This is a genomic window from Mycobacterium sp. pV006, assembly GCF_041287115.1.
Lineage (GTDB): Bacteria > Actinomycetota > Actinomycetes > Mycobacteriales > Mycobacteriaceae > Mycobacterium.
Map to the genome: position 1 here is coordinate 33,748 of NZ_JBGGKT010000013.1, position 16,256 is coordinate 50,003.

The window sequence follows — 16,256 nt, forward strand, 5'->3', positions numbered from 1 at the left end:
TCAGCCCCGAGGCTTAGGAGGCCAGGATGGCAGTCAAAACCGCACGCACGCGCCTCGTGCGCCGCTGGCGCAAGAACATGGAGATCGGCGACAGTCCGGAGGACCGTGCATACGCCGAGATGTTGCAGACCCTGTCCGAGGGTTCGGTGCGGCGCAACTTCAACCCGTACACCGACATCGAGTGGGACTCGCCGGAGTTCGCCGTCACCCCCGACGACGAACGCTGGATCCTGCCCGCGACGGACCCGTTCGGCAAGCACGAGTGGTACCAGTCGCAGCCCAAGGACAAGCAGATCCGGATCGGGATGTGGCGCCAGGCCAACGTCGCCAAGGTCGGCCTGCACTTCGAGTCGATCCTGATCCGCGGCCTGATGAACTACGCGTTCTGGGTGCCCAACGGTTCCCCGGAATACCGCTACTGCCTGCACGAATCGGTCGAAGAGTGCAATCACACCATGATGTTCCAGGAGATGGTCAACCGCATCGGCGCCGACGTGCCGGGCATGCCCCGCATGCTCAAGTGGCTCTCGCCGTTCATCCCGCTGGTCGCCGGTCCGCTGCCGATCCCGTTCTTCTTCGGCGTGCTCGCCGGCGAGGAACCCATCGACCACACCCAGAAGAACGTGCTGCGCGAAGGCAAGGCCCTGCACCCGATCATGGAGCGGGTGATGGCGATCCATGTCGCCGAGGAAGCCCGGCACATCTCGTTCGCTCACGAATACCTGCGCAAGCGCGTGCCGAATCTGAAGCGTTCGCAGAAGTTCCTGCTGTCGTTGAACGTGCCGATCATCATGCGCGTGCTCTGTCAGGCCATCATCGTGCCGCCGAAGTCGTTCTGGCAGGAGTTCGACATCCCGCGCTCGGTGAAGAAGGAGATCTTCTTCGGTACCCCGGAAGCTCGCCAGTTCCTGCGCGACATGTTCGGCGACGTCCGCATGTTGTGTCACGACACCGGTCTGATGAACCCGGTCGCCAAGCTGATGTGGCGGATCTGCAAGATCGACGGACCGCCCAGCCGCTACCGGAGTGAGCCTGCGCGGCAGCACGTGGTCAGCGCCGCATAACGACCCAGGAGTTCCCCAGTGCCCCATGTGGTTACCCAGTCGTGTTGCAGCGACGGGTCGTGTGTCTACGCGTGCCCCGTCAACTGCATCCACCCCACCCCGGACGAGCCGGGGTTCGCCACCGCCGAGATGCTCTACATCGACCCCGATGCGTGTGTCGACTGCGGGGCGTGCGTCTCGGCGTGCCCGGTCGGCGCGATCGCACCCGACACCAAGCTGACACCCGAGCAGCTGCCGTTCATCGAACTCAACGCGGCCTTCTACCCGAAACGGGAGGGCAAGCTCCCGCCCACGTCGAAGCTCGCGCCGGTGCTGGAAGCGCCGGTGGTGCACCGGCGTCCGGACGCCCCGCTGAGGGTCGCCGTGGTGGGTTCGGGCCCGGCCGCGATGTATGCCGCCGACGAACTGCTCACCCAGTCCGGGGTCGAGGTCAACGTGTTCGAGAAGTTGCCCACGCCTTATGGATTGGTGCGTGCCGGGGTGGCGCCGGACCACCAGGACACGAAGCGCGTCACCGGGCTGTTCGACCGCATCGCCCAACAGCCGGGTTTCACCTTCTATCTCAACGTCGAGGTGGGTACCCACATCACCCACGACGAGCTGCTGGCTCACCATCACGCGGTGCTCTACGCCGTCGGCGCTCCCAACGACCGGCGCCTCGAGATCGCCGGGATGGACCTGCCCGGCACCGCAACGGCCACGGAGGTGGTGGCCTGGTACAACGGTCACCCCGAATTCTCCGATCTGACAGTCGATCTCAGCGGTGACCGCGTCGTCATCGTCGGCAACGGGAACGTGGCACTCGATGTCGCCCGGATCCTGACCACCGATCCGGACGATCTGGCCGGCACCGACATCGCCGACCATGCCCTTGCGGCGCTGCGGAAGTCCCGCGTGGAAGAGGTGGTGATCGCCGCGCGGCGCGGACCCGAGGCGTCGGCCTTCACCCTGCCCGAACTGATCGGACTGACCACGTCGGTGGACGTGGTGCTCGACTCCGCCGACCACGAACGCGTGCTCGCCGCGCTGGCCGAGACGACCGACCAGCTGACCCGTAACAAGCTCGAGATCCTGTCGAAGCTCGGCGACGCCTCGTCGCCGATCACCCGGCCGCGGATCAGGCTGGCCTACCACCTGACCCCGCAGCAGGTCCTCGGCACCTCCCGCGCTGCCGGGGTCCGCTTCACCGGCACCGGCACCGATCAGATCCGCGACGTCCCGGCGGGGCTGGTGCTGACCTCGATCGGCTACCGCGGCAAGGCGATTCGCGGTCTGCCGTTCGACGAGACCGAGGCCGTGGTTCCCAACACCGGTGGGCGGGTCGTCGACCCCGGAACCGGTGAACCGGTGCCCGGAACATACGTCGCCGGCTGGATCAAACGCGGGCCCACCGGTTTCATCGGCACCAACAAGTCGTGTGCCGCCGAGACCGTGCGCAACCTGGTCGCCGACTACAACGGCGGCCTTCTGGCCACGCCGGCGCACAAGCCGTCCGCGCTGGACCGTCTGGTGCGAGAACGTCAGCCGCGTCTCGTCGACCGGCGCGGCTGGCGGGCCATCGACGCCGCGGAGGTCGCCCGTGGGGACGGCCGGCGGCCGCGCGGCAAGTTCACCTCGGTGGCCGAGCTGCTCGGCGCCGCCGCCGAGCAGGAGCCACCGCTGCATCGTCGGGTGCTCGCCGGGCTGCGGCGCTGAACTCAGGTCGCCCACTCGCTCAACACCCGGGTGAACGCGATCACGAATCACCTCGATTGGCGCCGGCGCAATTGGGCAAGTATCCATGCGCCGGATCGCCGCGGCGCAGCAACACGCCGCCGCCATGGGAACGGTTGCAGTTTCGCCAAATCACCGTCGCCGCGTCGCGCGCGGAGGTATGCAGTGGAGATGGATGCTGGGCAATTCGTGGGCCGCGTCGGCGCGCTGGCCGTCACGTTGGGCGTCGGAGCCGCGGTGTTCACCGGCACGGGGGTGGCGTGGGCTGGCGAAGACGGTGCCGTAGCGAGTTCTTCCGAGTCCGAGTCGGTCACCAACCGCGCCGATCGTGACAGCGTCTCGACCCCGACCGACGACACGGACAACACCTTTACCGAGAGCGACCCCGTAGCGGAGGCCGACCCCGACCCGGATCCCGGCCCGGAGGCCGACCGCCGCCGCGGCCGCACCGCCGGTGGCGACGGCGCGGACGCACGCGACGCGGACGACGAGGCCGTCGTGATCGAGCGAAAGGCAAGACACACAACAAGAATCGTCGAGGAACGTGGCGCCCCCGCCGGCGACGCGACGACCGTCCGCGAGGCGTGGCCGGCGGCCGCCCGCACCGTGGCGCCGCCGCAGGAGACCGCCACCGCCGAAACCCGGACTGTCTCCGCACCGGTACGGCGCCGAGAGGCCACGGCCGTCCCCACGACCACAGCCACCTTCGATCCGCCGAGGGTGCCCTCCTGGCGGCCGTGGCCGATGGCGCACGACGTGCGCACCGGGGTCACCTATGTCGTCGATCTGGCCACGAGTTTCGTCCGCGCACTGTTGAGCCCGTTTGCCGCGGGCCCGCCGCGACCGCCCAGCGACCCGTCGGGATGGGCTTTGCTGGCCTGGGTGCGCCGGGAGTTGTTCAACTCGACACCCCAGCTGCCCGACACCCCGCCACCGCACACCCAGAGCCGCACCGACGACGGCGCAGTGCGGATCACCGGCAACCTCGGGGTCACCGACGCCGACGGGGACCGGTTGACCTACACCGTGATCGGCCGGCCACACAACGGTGGCACCGTCTCCGTCGACGCCGCCGGCAACTTCGTCTACCGGCCGATGAACGCGCTGGCCGCGGTCGGCGGACGCGACACCTTCACCGTCGCCGTCAGCGACGAGCACGACGGCTTGCACGTCCACGGCCTCGCCGGGCTGCTGCAGTTCGTGCCCATCCTGGGCAACCTGCTGCATCCCGGCGGCGGCCACGGCCGCACCGTGACCGTCACCGTAGACGTGGAACGCGTCGACGGCATCGACCTGTCAATGCCAGACGGATTCCGTTGGGGTGTCGCACATTCCGGTTTTCAGGCCGAAGGTGGACCCGGCTCGCCGGTGGACACCCGCTCGGACTGGTACCGCTGGGTGCACGACCCGATCAACCGGCTGCTGCGCCTCGTCCGCGGCATCCCAGAGAACGGGCCCGGGGCCTATGTGTCCTACGCCGGAGACGCCGCGCTCGCGCGCGACGAGCTCGGCATGAACACCTTCCGCATGAGTGTGGAGTGGAGCCGGATCTTCCCGGACTCCACCGCCGCGGTCGACATCTCCGACGAGGGCGGGAAGCTCACCCGGGCCGACCTCGAAGCGCTCGACGCGCTGGCCGACCAGGACGAGGTTGCGCACTATCGCGACGTCTTCGCCACGCTGCGGCAGTACGACCTCGACCCGTTCGTCACCGTCAACCACTTCACCCTGCCGGTGTGGATCCACGACCCCATCGTGGCGCGCCCCCTGCTCCAGCTCGGCCTCCCGGCCCCGGCGGCGGGCTGGTTGTCACCGACCACCGCGGTCGAGTTCGAGAAGTACGCCGCCTACCTCGCGTGGAAATTCGGTGACCAGGTGGACAACTGGGCCACCCTCAACGAGCCGTTCCCGCCGGTGCTCACCGAGTTTCTGGCCATCCCGTGGGTGGTACCGAACTGGCCGCCGGGGGTGCTCCGACCCGACCTGGCGTCAACTTTCCTGGTCAACCAGGCCGTCGGACATGTTGCCGCCTACGACGCCATCCACACCTGGGACACCACTGCGGCCACCGAGGGTGGGCCCGCGGCGTTCGTCGGGTTCACCCACAACATGATCCCGGCACGGCCCGCCAACCCCGTCAATCCGCTCGACGTGCAGGCCGCCGACGCCTGGAATCACTACTACAACACGTGGTTCCCCAATGCGGTCATCGACGGCTGGGTCGACGCGAACTTCGACGGCATCAAGACCGCCGACGAGGTCCGTCCCGACATGGCGGGCAAGGTCGACTTCCTCGGCGTGCAGTACTACGGATCCCAGCCGATGATCGGGTTCGGTGTCGCCCCGGTGCCGGGTTTCCCGTTCCTGCGCGGCCTCCCCGTCCGGTGCTCAGCCGACGAACCGACGTGCAGCGACTTCAACCAGCCGACCGACCCGGGTGGATTCCGGGAGGTGCTCGAACTCGCGGCGTCTTACGGCAAGCCGCTGTGGGTGACCGAGAACGGCATCGCCGACGACGAGGACACCAAACGGCCCTCCTACATCGTCAATCACCTTGCGGTGCTGCAGGATCTGGTCGCCCACGGCACCGACATCCGCGGCTACACATACTGGTCGTTCGTCGACAACCTGGAATGGTCGGAAGGGTACGACCTGCAGTTCGGCCTCTACGGTTCGGATCCTGCCACCCCGGAGCTCGAGCGCGTCCCGAAGGCCGCGAGCATCGCCGCGCTGGGCGGCATCACCTTCGCCAACGGACTGCCGGTGTCCCTGCTGCAGGCCTATCTCCCGCGCTAGGAGCCCTCGGCCATCTGGGTGATCACCTCGTTCATGTCGACCTCGCGAACCGATTCCGCGAGCGACCACTGATGGCCGAACGGGTCGCGAACGACGCCGTAACGATCGCCCCAGAACTGGTCTTCGAGCGGGTTCACCACGGTGGCGCCGGCGTCGAGGGCCCGTTGGAACCGTCCCTCGACGTCGGGTCCGTGCAGATGGATGGTCACCGACGACCCACCCAGTGCGGTCGGGGTGGTGGACTTACCGTCGTTGAACTCGGGGAAGTCGTCGTTGAGGAACACCAGCGCTCCGTTGACCCGCATGCAGGCGTGGATGAGCTTGCCGCCGGGACCGGGCATGCGCACCATCTCCTCGGCGCCGAAGGCCCGGGTGTAGAAGTCCAGCGCGGCCGCTGCGTCGTCGACGACGAGATGCGGTACCAGCATGGGGGTGTTGTCGATGGCCATGATGTCTCCTCGGGAGTCGGGTGCAGTCGCCGTACAGACCGCCACCCGACCGGAAACTCATCGCCCGCAGACGGTCACACCACGGAGAATCCGTCGGGCAGGTCCGCGCGTCCGGTGAGCGCGAGCAACAGCGCCGGTCCGTGGCCGAGAGCGACACCGATCCGCGCGGCGAGGGCGGCCGCGTCGGCGAGCACGTCGACCGGCACGGTCGTCTCCACGCCGGTGGCGCGCGCGATGTCGATGCTGTGCACTGTCAGCTCGAAAGTCCGGGTCGGTAGGTATTTGCCCAGCCTGATGCCGTGGCCGCCGATCACCTCGATCAGCGGGTCGCCGGCGGCGGCGACGTCGGCCAGGGCCTGCCTCGCCAGGTCCGCCACGGCGCCGGTCGGGTTCTGCCCGAGGTCGCGGCCGGCCTGCCGGCCGCGTTCGACGATGGCCGCGGCCCCCAGGCCGGACATCAGGGACTGCGCTTCCACGTAGTAGTCCACGGCGTCGGCCAGATCTTCGCGTGGCGCCGACGTCTTCAGATAGGTACTGATGGTGCGCAGCGAGCGCGAGGTGTGCCCGACCAGGTCGCGCACGCTCCACTCGCCCAACCCGGGGTCGTCCCAACGGTCGGCCGGGATTCTGCCTACCAGGGTGACGAAATGGTCGGCGGCCAGGGAGAACACCGCGCGCGCATCGGTCATGACCGGGAGATCAGATCCCAGCCCTCGACCGCCTCGGGCCTGCGGGGCGCCGGACCGATGTAGACCGCCGACGGCCGCACGAGCTTGCCGAGCCGTTTCTGCTCGAGGATGTGGGCGCACCAACCGGCGGTGCGTCCACAGGTGAACATCGCCGGCATCATCGTCGGCGGCACCTGCGCGAAGTCGAGGATCACCGCCGCCCAGAACTCCACGTTGGTCTCGATCGCGCGGTCCGGCCGACGTTCCCGGAGTTCGGCCAGCGCCGCCTGCTCGAGCGCCGCGGCGACTTCGTAGCGCGGGGCGCCGAGTCGCTCGGCGGTCGCGCGCAGCACCCGTGCGCGCGGGTCCTCGGCCCGGTACACGCGGTGGCCGAAGCCCATCAGTTTCTCGTTGCGGTCGAGGATGCCGGTGACCACCGCGCGGGCGTCGCCGGTGCGCTCGACCTCCTCGAGCATCGGGATGACGCGCGCGGGCGCTCCCCCGTGCAGCGGACCGCTCATCGCGCCGATCGCCCCGGACAGCGCGGCGGCCACATCGGCGCCGGTGGACGCGATGACGCGGGCCGTGAACGTGGACGCGTTCATGCCGTGCTCGGCCGCGCTGACCCAATAGGCGTCGATGGCCTCGACATGGCGGGGATCCGGTTGGCCCTGCCACCGCGTCATAAACCGTGCCGTGACGGTGTCGCACTCATCCACGGTGCGCTGCGGCACCGCGGGTTGATAGATGCCGCGCGCCGACTGCGCGACATAGGACAGCGCCATCACCGACGCGCGCGCCAACTGGTCGCGGGCCGTCTGGTCGTCGATGTCGAGGAGCGGCCGGTAACCCCAGATCGGTGCGAGCATCGCCAGACCGGCCTGCACGTCGACGCGGACGTCACCGCTGTGGATCGGCAGCGGGAACGGCTCGGCCGGCGGCAACCCGTCGCCGAACCGGCCGTCGACGAGGAGGCCCCAGACGTCGCCGAACGTCACCTGCCGGGCCACCAGGTCCTCGATGTCGACGCCGCGATAACGCAGCGCCCCGCCGTCCTTGTCGGGTTCGGCGATCTCGGTCTCGAACGCCACCACGCCGGACAAACCGGCCGCGAAATCCTCCGGCACCGCAGTCATGGGCCAGATTGTCGCACCGGCTCGGGGTCACCGGACCCGGACCGCCCAACGTCGGGCGTAGCGTTGTCGCGTGGACACCTCAGATGACCTGGCGCGGATGCGGGTGGAGTACGGATCGGTCGAGAAGGACGGCAGCGCCGACCTCGATGCCGACTGGCTGGCCGACGGCTGGGCCGCATTGCTGAACCGCTGGATCGGTGACGCCGCGGCCGCGGGGCTGGCCGAGCCCAACGCGATGGTGGTGGGCACCGTCGATGCCACCGGTCGCCCCGTCACCCGCACGGTGCTGTGCAAGAGCGTCGACGAGTCGGGAATCTCGTTCTACACCAACTACGACTCCGACAAGGGGCGGCAGCTCGCCGCGACGCCGTTCGCGTCGGCGACGTTCCCGTGGTTCGGTCTGGGACGGCAGGTGCACGTGCGCGGCTCGGTCACCAAGGTGGCATCCGAGGCGACGGCGGCCTATTGGGCGAAGCGTCCGCGCGGCTCCCAGCTGGGTGCCTGGGCCTCGGCGCAGAGCGCCCCCATCGCATCGCGTGCCGCGTTGCTCGACAAGCTGGCCGAGGTCACCGCCCGCTTCGCCGATCTCGACGAGATCCCCGTCCCGCCCACCTGGGGCGGATACGTGATCGCCGCCGACGTGGTGGAGTTCTGGCAGGGTCGCGAGAATCGGGTCCACAACCGGATCCGGCTGCACAGCGACATCGTCGAACGTCTGCAGCCGTAGCTGCCGCGGGCCGGCGGGCCGGTGCGGACGCCCGGTCCGTTTCTCACAATTTTCCAAGCTTGGGGAGATAGCATCCGGAACGTGGTTGATCTACGGGGGGGCCGCACGATCGGTTTGCGAGAGCGCAAGAAACGGCAGACCCGGGCGACTCTGCTGAGTGCGGCGGTGGAACTGTGCGAAGAGCAGGGTTTCGAACGCACCACCGTCGACCAGATCGCCGCGATCGCCAACGTCTCGCCCCGAACGTTCAGCCGTTACTTCCCCACCAAGGAAGCCATCGCTCTCGCCCTGATCGACGACGTCCTCGCGATCACGGCCGCCGAGCTCGCCCGGCAACCTCTGGACATGTGTCTCTACGACGCGATTCGACGCGCGTACGTCGCCACCGCAATCGCCTGTCGCGAGGGCCGCAGGGACGCGCTACCGGCCCCTCGTCTGCTGCAGCTCCTGCGCATCCTGATGACCTCGCCGGTGTTGCGGACCGCGGCGGTGGAGTTTCGGGTCAACGCCGTGGACATGGTGGTGGCCCAGCGACTCGGCGTGGGCGTGGACGACCGCCGGGTCAAACTGGCGGCCGGGGTGACCGGGGCTTTGATGATGACGGCGCTGGAGAGCCTGGCCGACAATCTGACCAGTCTGGATGCGATGACGGTCGACGACGTCATCGACGCCTACGAGGCCACATTCGCCGAATTCACGAGTGAAATCGCGGGCATCGGGCAACCCGTCTGACCGTCCGGCCGTACCCCCGCGGGCGGGCCGGCAGGAATGGGACTACCTTCTGTAGTCAGACTCTGTGAATTCGCGTTGGACCTACAGACGAACTGAAGGGATCGCAGTGGCCGAAAACGCCGAAGCCGGGCAGGAGCACGCCACCCTGAAGTACCCCGGTGGAGAGCTCGAACTCGACATCGTCAAAGCGACCGAAGGCGCGGACGGCATCGCGCTCGGGTCCATGCTGGCGAAGACCGGCTACACGACTTTCGACGGTGGCTTCGTCAACACCGCATCGACCAAGAGCGCCATCACCTACATCGACGGCGACGCCGGCATCCTGCGCTACCGCGGCTACCCCATCGAGCAGCTGGCCGAGAAGTCGACGTTCATCGAGGTCAGCTACCTGCTGATCTACGGCGAACTGCCCACCGCCGACCAGCTCGAGGACTTCACCACACGGATCCAGCGCCACACGCTGCTGCACGAGGACCTCAAGCGGTTCTTCGACGGCTTCCCGCGCAACGCGCACCCGATGCCGGTGCTCTCCAGCGCGGTCAACGCGTTGAGCGCCTACTACCAGGACTCGCTGGATCCCTTCGATCCCCAGCAGGTCGAGCTGTCGACCATCCGCCTGTTGGCCAAGCTGCCGACCATCGCGGCGTATGCGTACAAGAAGTCCGAGGGGCAGCCGTTCCTGTACCCGGACAACTCGTTCACCCTGGTGGAGAACTTCCTCCGGATGACCTTCGGCCTGCCGGCCGAGCCCTACGAAGTCGACCCCGAGATCGTGCGGGCGCTGGACATGCTGTTCATCCTGCACGCCGACCACGAGCAGAACTGCTCGACCTCGACCGTGCGGCTGGTCGGCTCGTCGCAGGCCAACCTATTCACCTCGGTGTCCGGCGGCATCAACGCGTTGTGGGGTCCGCTGCACGGCGGCGCGAACCAGGCCGTGCTGGAGATGCTGGAGAAGATCCGCGAGGGCGACGACGACGTCGCGACGTTCGTCAAGAAGGTCAAGAACCGCGAGGACAACGTCAAGCTGATGGGCTTCGGCCACCGCGTCTACAAGAACTACGACCCGCGGGCGCGCATCGTCAAGGAGCAGGCCGACAAGATCCTCGGCAAGATCGGCGTCAAGGACGAATTGCTGGACATCGCCAAGGAACTCGAAGAGATCGCGCTGACCGACGACTTCTTCATCGAGCGCAAGCTCTACCCGAACGTCGATTACTACACGGGCGTGATCTACCGCGCGATGGGCTTCCCGACCCGGATGTTCACCGTGTTGTTCGCCCTCGGACGGCTACCGGGCTGGATCGCCCACTGGCGCGAGATGCACGGCGAGCCCAACAAGATCGGCCGCCCGCGCCAGATCTACACCGGCTACACCGAACGCGACTACGCCGACATCACCTCCCGCTGATTCATCCCGCGAGGCGGGCCCTCCCTCTTCCCGCGAGCGCGCGCGTCTGCGCCTCGACGCGCCGCGGCGGGCCGGCATTTTGCGCGCGTTCGATCGCGCTGAATGTCACAGTTCTGCCGCTTGCCCGATAACAGTTGTAGTTTCACAATCGTTGGGTGACCGCACCCGCCGACGCGATGACAGCGCAACGCAAGGCCATCATCCTGGCGTCCTGCTGTCTGAGCCTGCTGATCGTGTCGATGGACGCGACGATCGTCAACGTCGCGATCCCGGCGATCCGCGCCGATCTGCACGCGACACCGTCGCAGCTGCAATGGGTGATCGACATCTACACCCTGGTGCTCGCCTCCCTGTTGATCCTCGCCGGCGCCACGGGTGACCGGTTCGGGCGACGCCGGGTGTTCCAGATCGGTCTGACGACCTTTGCGCTGGGATCGCTGCTGTGCAGCTTGGCGCCGGACATGAATACGTTGATCGCGGCGCGCCTTCTCCAAGCCGTGGGCGGTTCGATGATGAATCCGGTCGCACTGTCCATCGTCTCTCAGGTGTTCACCGGCCCGGTGGAACGGGCACGGGCGCTGGGGATCTGGGGTTCGGTGGTGGGTATTTCGATGGCGGCGGGCCCGATCGTCGGTGGTCTGCTGATCGACCTCGTCGGTTGGCGCTCGGTGTTCTGGATCAACCTGCCGATCTGCGCGGCCGCGATCGTCCTCACCGCCGTGTTCGTCCCCGAGTCCAAGTCGCCGACGATGCGTGACATCGACCCGATCGGGCAGGTGCTTGCGGTGCTGTTCCTCTTCGGTGTGGTCTACGCGCTGATCGAGGGTCCGGTGCTGGGCTGGACCAACCCTCGCACGGCGACCGCCGGCGTCGTCGCGGCCGTGGCGTTCGTCGTCTTCCTGCGCTACGAGTCGCGTCGGCGTGACCCGTTCATCGATCTGCGGTTCTTCCGGAGCATCCCGTTCAGTTCGGCGACGGTGACCGCGATCTCGGCGTTCGCGGGCTGGGGTGCGTTCCTGTTCATGATGTCGCTGTACCTGCAGGGGGAGCGGGGCTTCTCGGCGATGGAGACCGGGTTGATCTACCTGCCCATCGCGATCGGCGCGTTGTTGTTCTCCCCGCTGTCGGGCCGGATGGTGGGCCGCTTCGGTGCGCGCCCATCACTGCTGACCGCCGGTGTCATGATCACCATCGCGGCCGGGATGCTGACGTTCCTCACCGCGACCACCCCGGTGGAGCTGCTGCTCGTGGTGTTCGCGGTTTTCGGCATCGGGTTCTCGATGGTCAACGCGCCGATCACCAACGCCGCCGTCAGCGGCATGCCGTTGGAACGCGCCGGCGCGGCGTCGGCGGTGACGTCGACCAGCAGGCAGATCGGTGTGAGTATCGGTGTGGCGCTGTGTGGTTCGGTGGCCGGCGGAGCACTTGCGGGCACCACGACGGATTTCGCGGCCGCGGCCCGCCCGCTCTGGTTCGTCTGCGTCGGCGTGGGTCTGGTGATCACGGCGCTGGCGTTGTTCTCGACCTCGAAACGGGCGCTGCGCTCGGCGGAACGGTTGGCGCCGCTCATCTCCGGCGATGTGACGACCCGAGGAGACGCACATGTCCGGTGAGGAACTCGCCGACGAGGTGTGGCGCGATCTGGTCGCGCTGGTCATCGAGCACCGCGACACCTGGAAGCGGGCCGTGATCGAGAAAGCGGGGCTGCCGTTCAGTCGGATCCGGGTGTTGAAACGGTTGGCCCGGACGCCGATGACGGTCAAGCAGATCGCGTCGGCGGCCACCATCGACGCATCGGCGGCAACCGTGGCGGTCAACGCGCTGGAGGAGCGCGGTCTGGTGGTGCGACAGGTCGATCCGGACAATCGGCGGTGTAAACAGGTGTCGTTGACCGACGCGGGCCGCGACCTCCTGCGGGTCATCGACGAGGTCCACGACCCCGCACCGCAGGTGTTCTCGGTTCTCGACGCCGACGACCTGGCTGCGCTGCGTCGGATCCTGGGGAAGCTCGCCGACCGCTAGCCGAGGACGGCCATCGCGGCGTTGTGGCCGCCGATGCCCGAGACGCCGCCGCCGCGGCGTGCACCCGAGCCGCACAACAGGATTCGCTCATGAGAGGTGTCGACGCCCCAGCGTTGCGCCGGGGTCTCGAGAGGTTCGTCATCCTCGGCGAAGGGCCACTGCAACGCGCCGTGGAAAATGTGCCCGTCGGTCATCCCCAACGTCGACTCCAGATCCGCGGTGGTCTTGGTCTCGATGCAGGCCCGGCCGTCGGGTCCGGTGAGGATCACGTCCTCGATCGGCTCGGCCAGAACGGAATTCAACGAAGCCAACACCGCGGCGGTGAGAGTGTCGCGCAGGTCGTCGGGGTCGCGTCGGTCGTGAAGTGTGTGCGGGGTGTGCAGCCCGAAGACGGTGAGTGTGTGCGCGCCGGTTGCGCGCAGGTCCTCGGAGAGAATCGTCGGATCAGCCAGGGAATGGCAGTAGATCTCGCACGGGAGCGGTTGGGGGACAAGCCCTTCGCTGGCCTGATCGTAGGCCGCATCGAGCTGACTGAATGTCTCGTTGACGTGGAAGGTGCCGCCGAAGGCCTGTTCGACGGTGACCGTCTGGTCACGCAGGCGGGGGAGGCGCCGCAGCAGCAGGTTGACCTTGACCTGGGAGCCGACCGCTTGTCGTGGCCGGGCAGCACCGACCAACCGGGCCAGCACCGACGGCGTCACGTTGGACAGGATCCACTCGGCATCCGCCCGGTGCTCGGCGCCGTCGAACCGGTAGCGGACCTCGCCGTCGGGGTCCACGGCGAAGACGTCGGCGCCCGTGACGATCTCGGCGCCGAACCGCAGGGCTGCGGCTTCGAGTGCACCGGTGACCGCACCCATCCCGCCCACGGGCACATCCCAGTCTCCGGTACCGCCACCCAGCACGTGGTAGAGGAAGCAGATGTTCTGCACCAGCGACGGATCGTCCAGGCGGGCGAAGGTCCCGATCAGTGCGTCGGTGGCCATGACCCCGCGCACCAGATCATGCTGTGCCGCACGGGTGATCGCGTGCCCGATCGGCTCACCGGTCATGGTCTGCCACGCGTCGGAGTCGTCGACCAGGATGCGGGCTTGGGAGCGGGTGGGAAGCGGAGCCAACAGTGTCGGCCACAAGCCTTGCGCGACGGCGCCACAGCGGCCGTAGAACTCGGCAACCGTCGCCTCGTCGGGTTCGGCGCCGATGGCCGCGAACGTCGACGTGGGTCCGACCAGCAGTCCGGTCCGACCGCCGCTCGACGGGTCCGGGGTATAGGACGAGTAGCGCCGGCGCACCAGGCGTACGTGCGCATCCAGGTCCTCGACGATCCGGCGCGGCAACAGGCTTACCAGGTAGGAGTAGCGGGACAACCGCGCGTCGACGCCGTCGAACGCATGGGCCGACACCGCTGCCCCGCCGACGTGATCGGCGCGTTCGAGAATGCGAACCCGACGGCCGGCGCGGGCCAGGTAGGCCGCAGCGACCAGGCCGTTGTGCCCGCCGCCGATGATGAGGGCGTCGAACTGTCTGTGCCGCATCAGTTTTCCGTCAGGCCCGCGTTCCGGCGTCCGCGCACGCCTGCTGCACGGCTTCGGTGTGCTCGTTGATCGCGGTGGCGTTGGCGTTGAAGCGGTCGACGCCGACGCGCAGACCCATGAGCACGATCAGCTTGGTGGCACCCAACGCCCAGGCCCGCATCGGCGCCGCGATCTGGGGTGCGAGCCCCGGAGTCCCTGCCGCGCTCATCGCGACTCCGACCGCCTCCCGCAGCCCGGTCCGGCCGTAGGTGTTACTCGAGGACACGATCGGGTCGGCGTAGTCCGGTCGGGCCTCGCCGAGTGCGAGCGCGTTGGCGAAGTCGGAGTAGCTCAGCGCCGCGAGATCCAGGGCCCGGGCGAACTCGCTGCAGGCGGCCACGGCTTCCGGGGCGGGATCGGCGGGCTGCGCCGACGCGGGACAGCCCGGCGACCACGCGGCGGCCGACACGGCGAACGCCGCGACGAGCACCCGGGTACGTCTCATCCGTGCCTTCCGCGCCGATCCACCAGGACGCAGACAGCAGATCACACCGGCGGGTCCGGCGAAGGGATTTGTGCTCACACGAGTCCAGGTGGCAGTTCGCCGAACGCGCTGGCCGCGCAACCCGTACCCTTAGTACCTCAAAGGAATTGGCGGGTCGGAGGGCGCTGGTACATGTGGAAACGGACGGCCGTCGTGGTTGCGGCCGGTGTACTGGCTACCGCCGCGACGATGCCGCACGGGTCGGCCCAGCCTGCCCCGGAGACCGAACCGGTGGCCGCGGAGGCCCCGCCGCCGCCCACGTCGGCGGTGCCCTCGTCGCCGCCCGGGTACCTGAAGACGCCCGAGGGCTGGGAGCTGACCGTGGCTGCCAAGGACGAGACCCATCAACCGGTCGCGCCGCTGACCACGGCGCTGAGCTCCCGCGAATACCTGGTCGGCGGCACGTTCACCGGGACGGTCACCGGGAGCGGGAGCACATCGTTGACGGGTGGTTCGCTGGTCGTGGGCTATCGGATCGGCTGCGGGATCATCGGCGGTCCGGTCGAATTGCTGGGATCTGCGGGGGTGTCGCCCCGCATCGGGGTGGACCCCAACATCGAGTTCCCGCTGAACGGCCAGATCAAGGTGAACCTGCGACCGGGCACCGTCACCCTGGTTCCCGTCGGGCAGAAGAACTTCAAGTCCGACGAAGCCCGAGTCACGGTGACCGGTTTCCGGGTGCGCGTGGACGGCTGTGTCGGGCAGTCCTTCCTGCAGTCGTACGCGACGTTCACCAGCTCCACCGCCGACACCTCGGACATCGTCACCTACGCCGGTCAGGTCACGGTGGTCTGAGATGAGGGCCTGGACAACGAGCATCGTGAGCGCGCTGTGCATCCTGGCAGCGACGACGCCTCCCGCCTCAGCCCAACCGGACCCCGTGACGGGACCCGACAACACCGTCTCGGCGGCCGCCGACGTGCTACCGCCCGACGGTGCGGTGCCGTCCGGTCCGCCGGGCACCGTCGTCACGCCCGACGGCTGGGAGCTCACGGTGGCCGGACGTGACGAGGTCCAGGTCGCGGTGGCGCCGTTGACGACGGCGCTGTCGTCGCGGGAGTTTCTCGTCGCTGGCACCTTCACCGGCAGCGTAAAGGGCTCCGGCAGTAGCGAATTGAGCGGAGGAACCCTCGAGGTCGGCTACCAGATCGGGTGCGGGATCAGTCTGAACGTAGTGAAGCTGAACGGGTCGGTGGGCGTGACGCCGTCGACGAACCTGTTGCTGCCCATCCTGGACAACGTGCGGTTCCCCGTGACCGCACAGATCGAGGTGTTCCCACAGCCCGGGGAGGTCATCACGGTGCAACTGACCCAGAAGTCCTTCACCGGCACCGACCCCAGGGTCACCGTGAAGGACGCCCGCATCAAGATCGACGGCTGTGTCGGACAGTCGTTCCTGCGCTCCTACGCGGTCCTGACGAGTTCGACCGACACCGCCGACGACATCGTCGCGTACTACGGCGTCGCGAAGGCGGTGTGA

The 16,256-nt window shown here is 68.2% G+C and carries 15 protein-coding genes; 10 read left to right on the plus strand and 5 right to left on the minus strand.

What is annotated here, in order from left to right:
* Positions 1 to 26: 26 nt before the first annotated feature.
* From ACAG25_RS18980 to ACAG25_RS18990, 3 genes are all read left to right on the plus strand, one after another.
* Entirely contained in the window at positions 27 to 1,064 is a 1,038-nt protein-coding gene (locus ACAG25_RS18980; RefSeq protein WP_370490024.1) for a diiron oxygenase, read from the plus strand.
* Positions 1,065 to 1,082: 18 nt separating this feature from the next.
* Entirely contained in the window at positions 1,083 to 2,759 is a 1,677-nt protein-coding gene (locus ACAG25_RS18985; RefSeq protein ID WP_370490025.1) for a 4Fe-4S binding protein, read from the plus strand.
* Between the two features lie 189 nt (positions 2,760 to 2,948).
* On the plus strand, positions 2,949 to 5,573 hold the full coding sequence (locus tag ACAG25_RS18990; protein ID WP_370490026.1) for a family 1 glycosylhydrolase: 2,625 nt from the start codon (positions 2,949 to 2,951) through the stop codon (positions 5,571 to 5,573).
* Here ACAG25_RS18990 and ACAG25_RS18995 read toward each other — a convergent pair.
* The 3 genes from ACAG25_RS18995 to ACAG25_RS19005 all read right to left on the minus strand — a co-directional run bounded on the left by ACAG25_RS18995 (position 5,570) and on the right by ACAG25_RS19005 (position 7,826).
* Positions 5,570 to 6,022, minus strand: a complete 453-nt coding sequence (locus ACAG25_RS18995) for a VOC family protein (RefSeq protein ID WP_370490027.1) — start codon at positions 6,020 to 6,022, stop codon at positions 5,570 to 5,572. The two genes, ACAG25_RS18990 and ACAG25_RS18995, sit on opposite strands and share 4 nt — an antisense overlap.
* 74 nt (positions 6,023 to 6,096) lie before the next feature.
* Complete coding sequence (locus ACAG25_RS19000) at positions 6,097 to 6,711, minus strand: maleylpyruvate isomerase family mycothiol-dependent enzyme (RefSeq protein WP_370490028.1); 615 nt, start codon at positions 6,709 to 6,711, stop codon at positions 6,097 to 6,099.
* Positions 6,708 to 7,826: a citrate synthase 2 gene (locus tag ACAG25_RS19005; RefSeq protein ID WP_370490029.1), complete on the minus strand. Its 1,119-nt coding sequence runs from the start codon at positions 7,824 to 7,826 to the stop codon at positions 6,708 to 6,710. Before ACAG25_RS19005 ends, ACAG25_RS19000 begins: the two co-directional genes overlap by 4 nt.
* Positions 7,827 to 7,896: 70 nt before the next feature.
* On the opposite strand from ACAG25_RS19005, the gene pdxH reads away from it, so the two are divergent.
* The 5 genes from pdxH (at position 7,897) to ACAG25_RS19030 (ending at position 12,718) form a co-directional block, all read left to right on the plus strand.
* Positions 7,897 to 8,553, plus strand: a complete 657-nt coding sequence (gene pdxH, locus ACAG25_RS19010; RefSeq protein ID WP_370490030.1) for a pyridoxamine 5'-phosphate oxidase — start codon at positions 7,897 to 7,899, stop codon at positions 8,551 to 8,553.
* A gap of 81 nt (positions 8,554 to 8,634) precedes the next feature.
* On the plus strand, positions 8,635 to 9,285 hold the full coding sequence (locus ACAG25_RS19015; protein ID WP_370490031.1) for a TetR family transcriptional regulator: 651 nt from the start codon (positions 8,635 to 8,637) through the stop codon (positions 9,283 to 9,285).
* 106 nt (positions 9,286 to 9,391) lie between these two features.
* On the plus strand, positions 9,392 to 10,696 hold the full coding sequence (locus ACAG25_RS19020; protein WP_370490032.1) for a citrate synthase: 1,305 nt from the start codon (positions 9,392 to 9,394) through the stop codon (positions 10,694 to 10,696).
* A 176-nt stretch (positions 10,697 to 10,872) separates the two neighbouring features.
* Positions 10,873 to 12,309, plus strand: coding sequence for an MFS transporter (locus ACAG25_RS19025; RefSeq protein WP_370490114.1), 1,437 nt, complete (start codon positions 10,873 to 10,875; stop codon positions 12,307 to 12,309).
* The gene (locus tag ACAG25_RS19030; protein ID WP_370490033.1) at positions 12,299 to 12,718 is read left to right on the plus strand and encodes a MarR family winged helix-turn-helix transcriptional regulator; all 420 of its coding nucleotides are present in this window, start codon (positions 12,299 to 12,301) and stop codon (positions 12,716 to 12,718) included. The genes ACAG25_RS19025 and ACAG25_RS19030 overlap by 11 nt, the downstream gene beginning before the upstream one ends.
* Here ACAG25_RS19030 and ACAG25_RS19035 read toward each other — a convergent pair.
* Positions 12,715 to 14,253, minus strand: a complete 1,539-nt coding sequence (locus tag ACAG25_RS19035) for a phytoene desaturase family protein (RefSeq protein ID WP_370490034.1) — start codon at positions 14,251 to 14,253, stop codon at positions 12,715 to 12,717. The two genes, ACAG25_RS19030 and ACAG25_RS19035, sit on opposite strands and share 4 nt — an antisense overlap.
* Before the next feature lie 10 nt (positions 14,254 to 14,263).
* Positions 14,264 to 14,737, minus strand: coding sequence for a hypothetical protein (locus ACAG25_RS19040; protein WP_370490035.1), 474 nt, complete (start codon positions 14,735 to 14,737; stop codon positions 14,264 to 14,266).
* Between the two features lie 171 nt (positions 14,738 to 14,908).
* Here ACAG25_RS19040 and ACAG25_RS19045 point away from each other — a divergent pair, with 171 nt between their 5' ends.
* Entirely contained in the window at positions 14,909 to 15,571 is a 663-nt protein-coding gene (locus ACAG25_RS19045; protein ID WP_370490036.1) for an MspA family porin, read from the plus strand.
* 1 nt (position 15,572) lies between these two features.
* Positions 15,573 to 16,256: an MspA family porin gene (locus ACAG25_RS19050; protein WP_370490037.1), complete on the plus strand. Its 684-nt coding sequence runs from the start codon at positions 15,573 to 15,575 to the stop codon at positions 16,254 to 16,256.

What these genes read in the sequence shown, in the direction of transcription:
- ACAG25_RS19025 (WP_370490114.1), top strand. Translation starts at nt 10,873, where the DNA reads ATGACAGCGCAACGCAAGGCCATCATCCTGGCGTCCTGCTGTCTGAGC.
- ACAG25_RS18995 (WP_370490027.1), bottom strand. Translation starts at nt 6,022, where the DNA reads ATGGCCATCGACAACACCCCCATGCTGGTACCGCATCTCGTCGTCGAC.
- ACAG25_RS19005 (WP_370490029.1), bottom strand. Translation starts at nt 7,826, where the DNA reads ATGACTGCGGTGCCGGAGGATTTCGCGGCCGGTTTGTCCGGCGTGGTG.
- ACAG25_RS19050 (WP_370490037.1), top strand. Translation starts at nt 15,573, where the DNA reads ATGAGGGCCTGGACAACGAGCATCGTGAGCGCGCTGTGCATCCTGGCA.
- ACAG25_RS19000 (WP_370490028.1), bottom strand. Translation starts at nt 6,711, where the DNA reads ATGACCGATGCGCGCGCGGTGTTCTCCCTGGCCGCCGACCATTTCGTC.
- ACAG25_RS19045 (WP_370490036.1), top strand. Translation starts at nt 14,909, where the DNA reads ATGTGGAAACGGACGGCCGTCGTGGTTGCGGCCGGTGTACTGGCTACC.
- ACAG25_RS19035 (WP_370490034.1), bottom strand. Translation starts at nt 14,253, where the DNA reads ATGCGGCACAGACAGTTCGACGCCCTCATCATCGGCGGCGGGCACAAC.
- ACAG25_RS18980 (WP_370490024.1), top strand. Translation starts at nt 27, where the DNA reads ATGGCAGTCAAAACCGCACGCACGCGCCTCGTGCGCCGCTGGCGCAAG.
- ACAG25_RS19040 (WP_370490035.1), bottom strand. Translation starts at nt 14,737, where the DNA reads ATGAGACGTACCCGGGTGCTCGTCGCGGCGTTCGCCGTGTCGGCCGCC.
- ACAG25_RS18990 (WP_370490026.1), top strand. Translation starts at nt 2,949, where the DNA reads ATGGATGCTGGGCAATTCGTGGGCCGCGTCGGCGCGCTGGCCGTCACG.
- ACAG25_RS19030 (WP_370490033.1), top strand. Translation starts at nt 12,299, where the DNA reads ATGTCCGGTGAGGAACTCGCCGACGAGGTGTGGCGCGATCTGGTCGCG.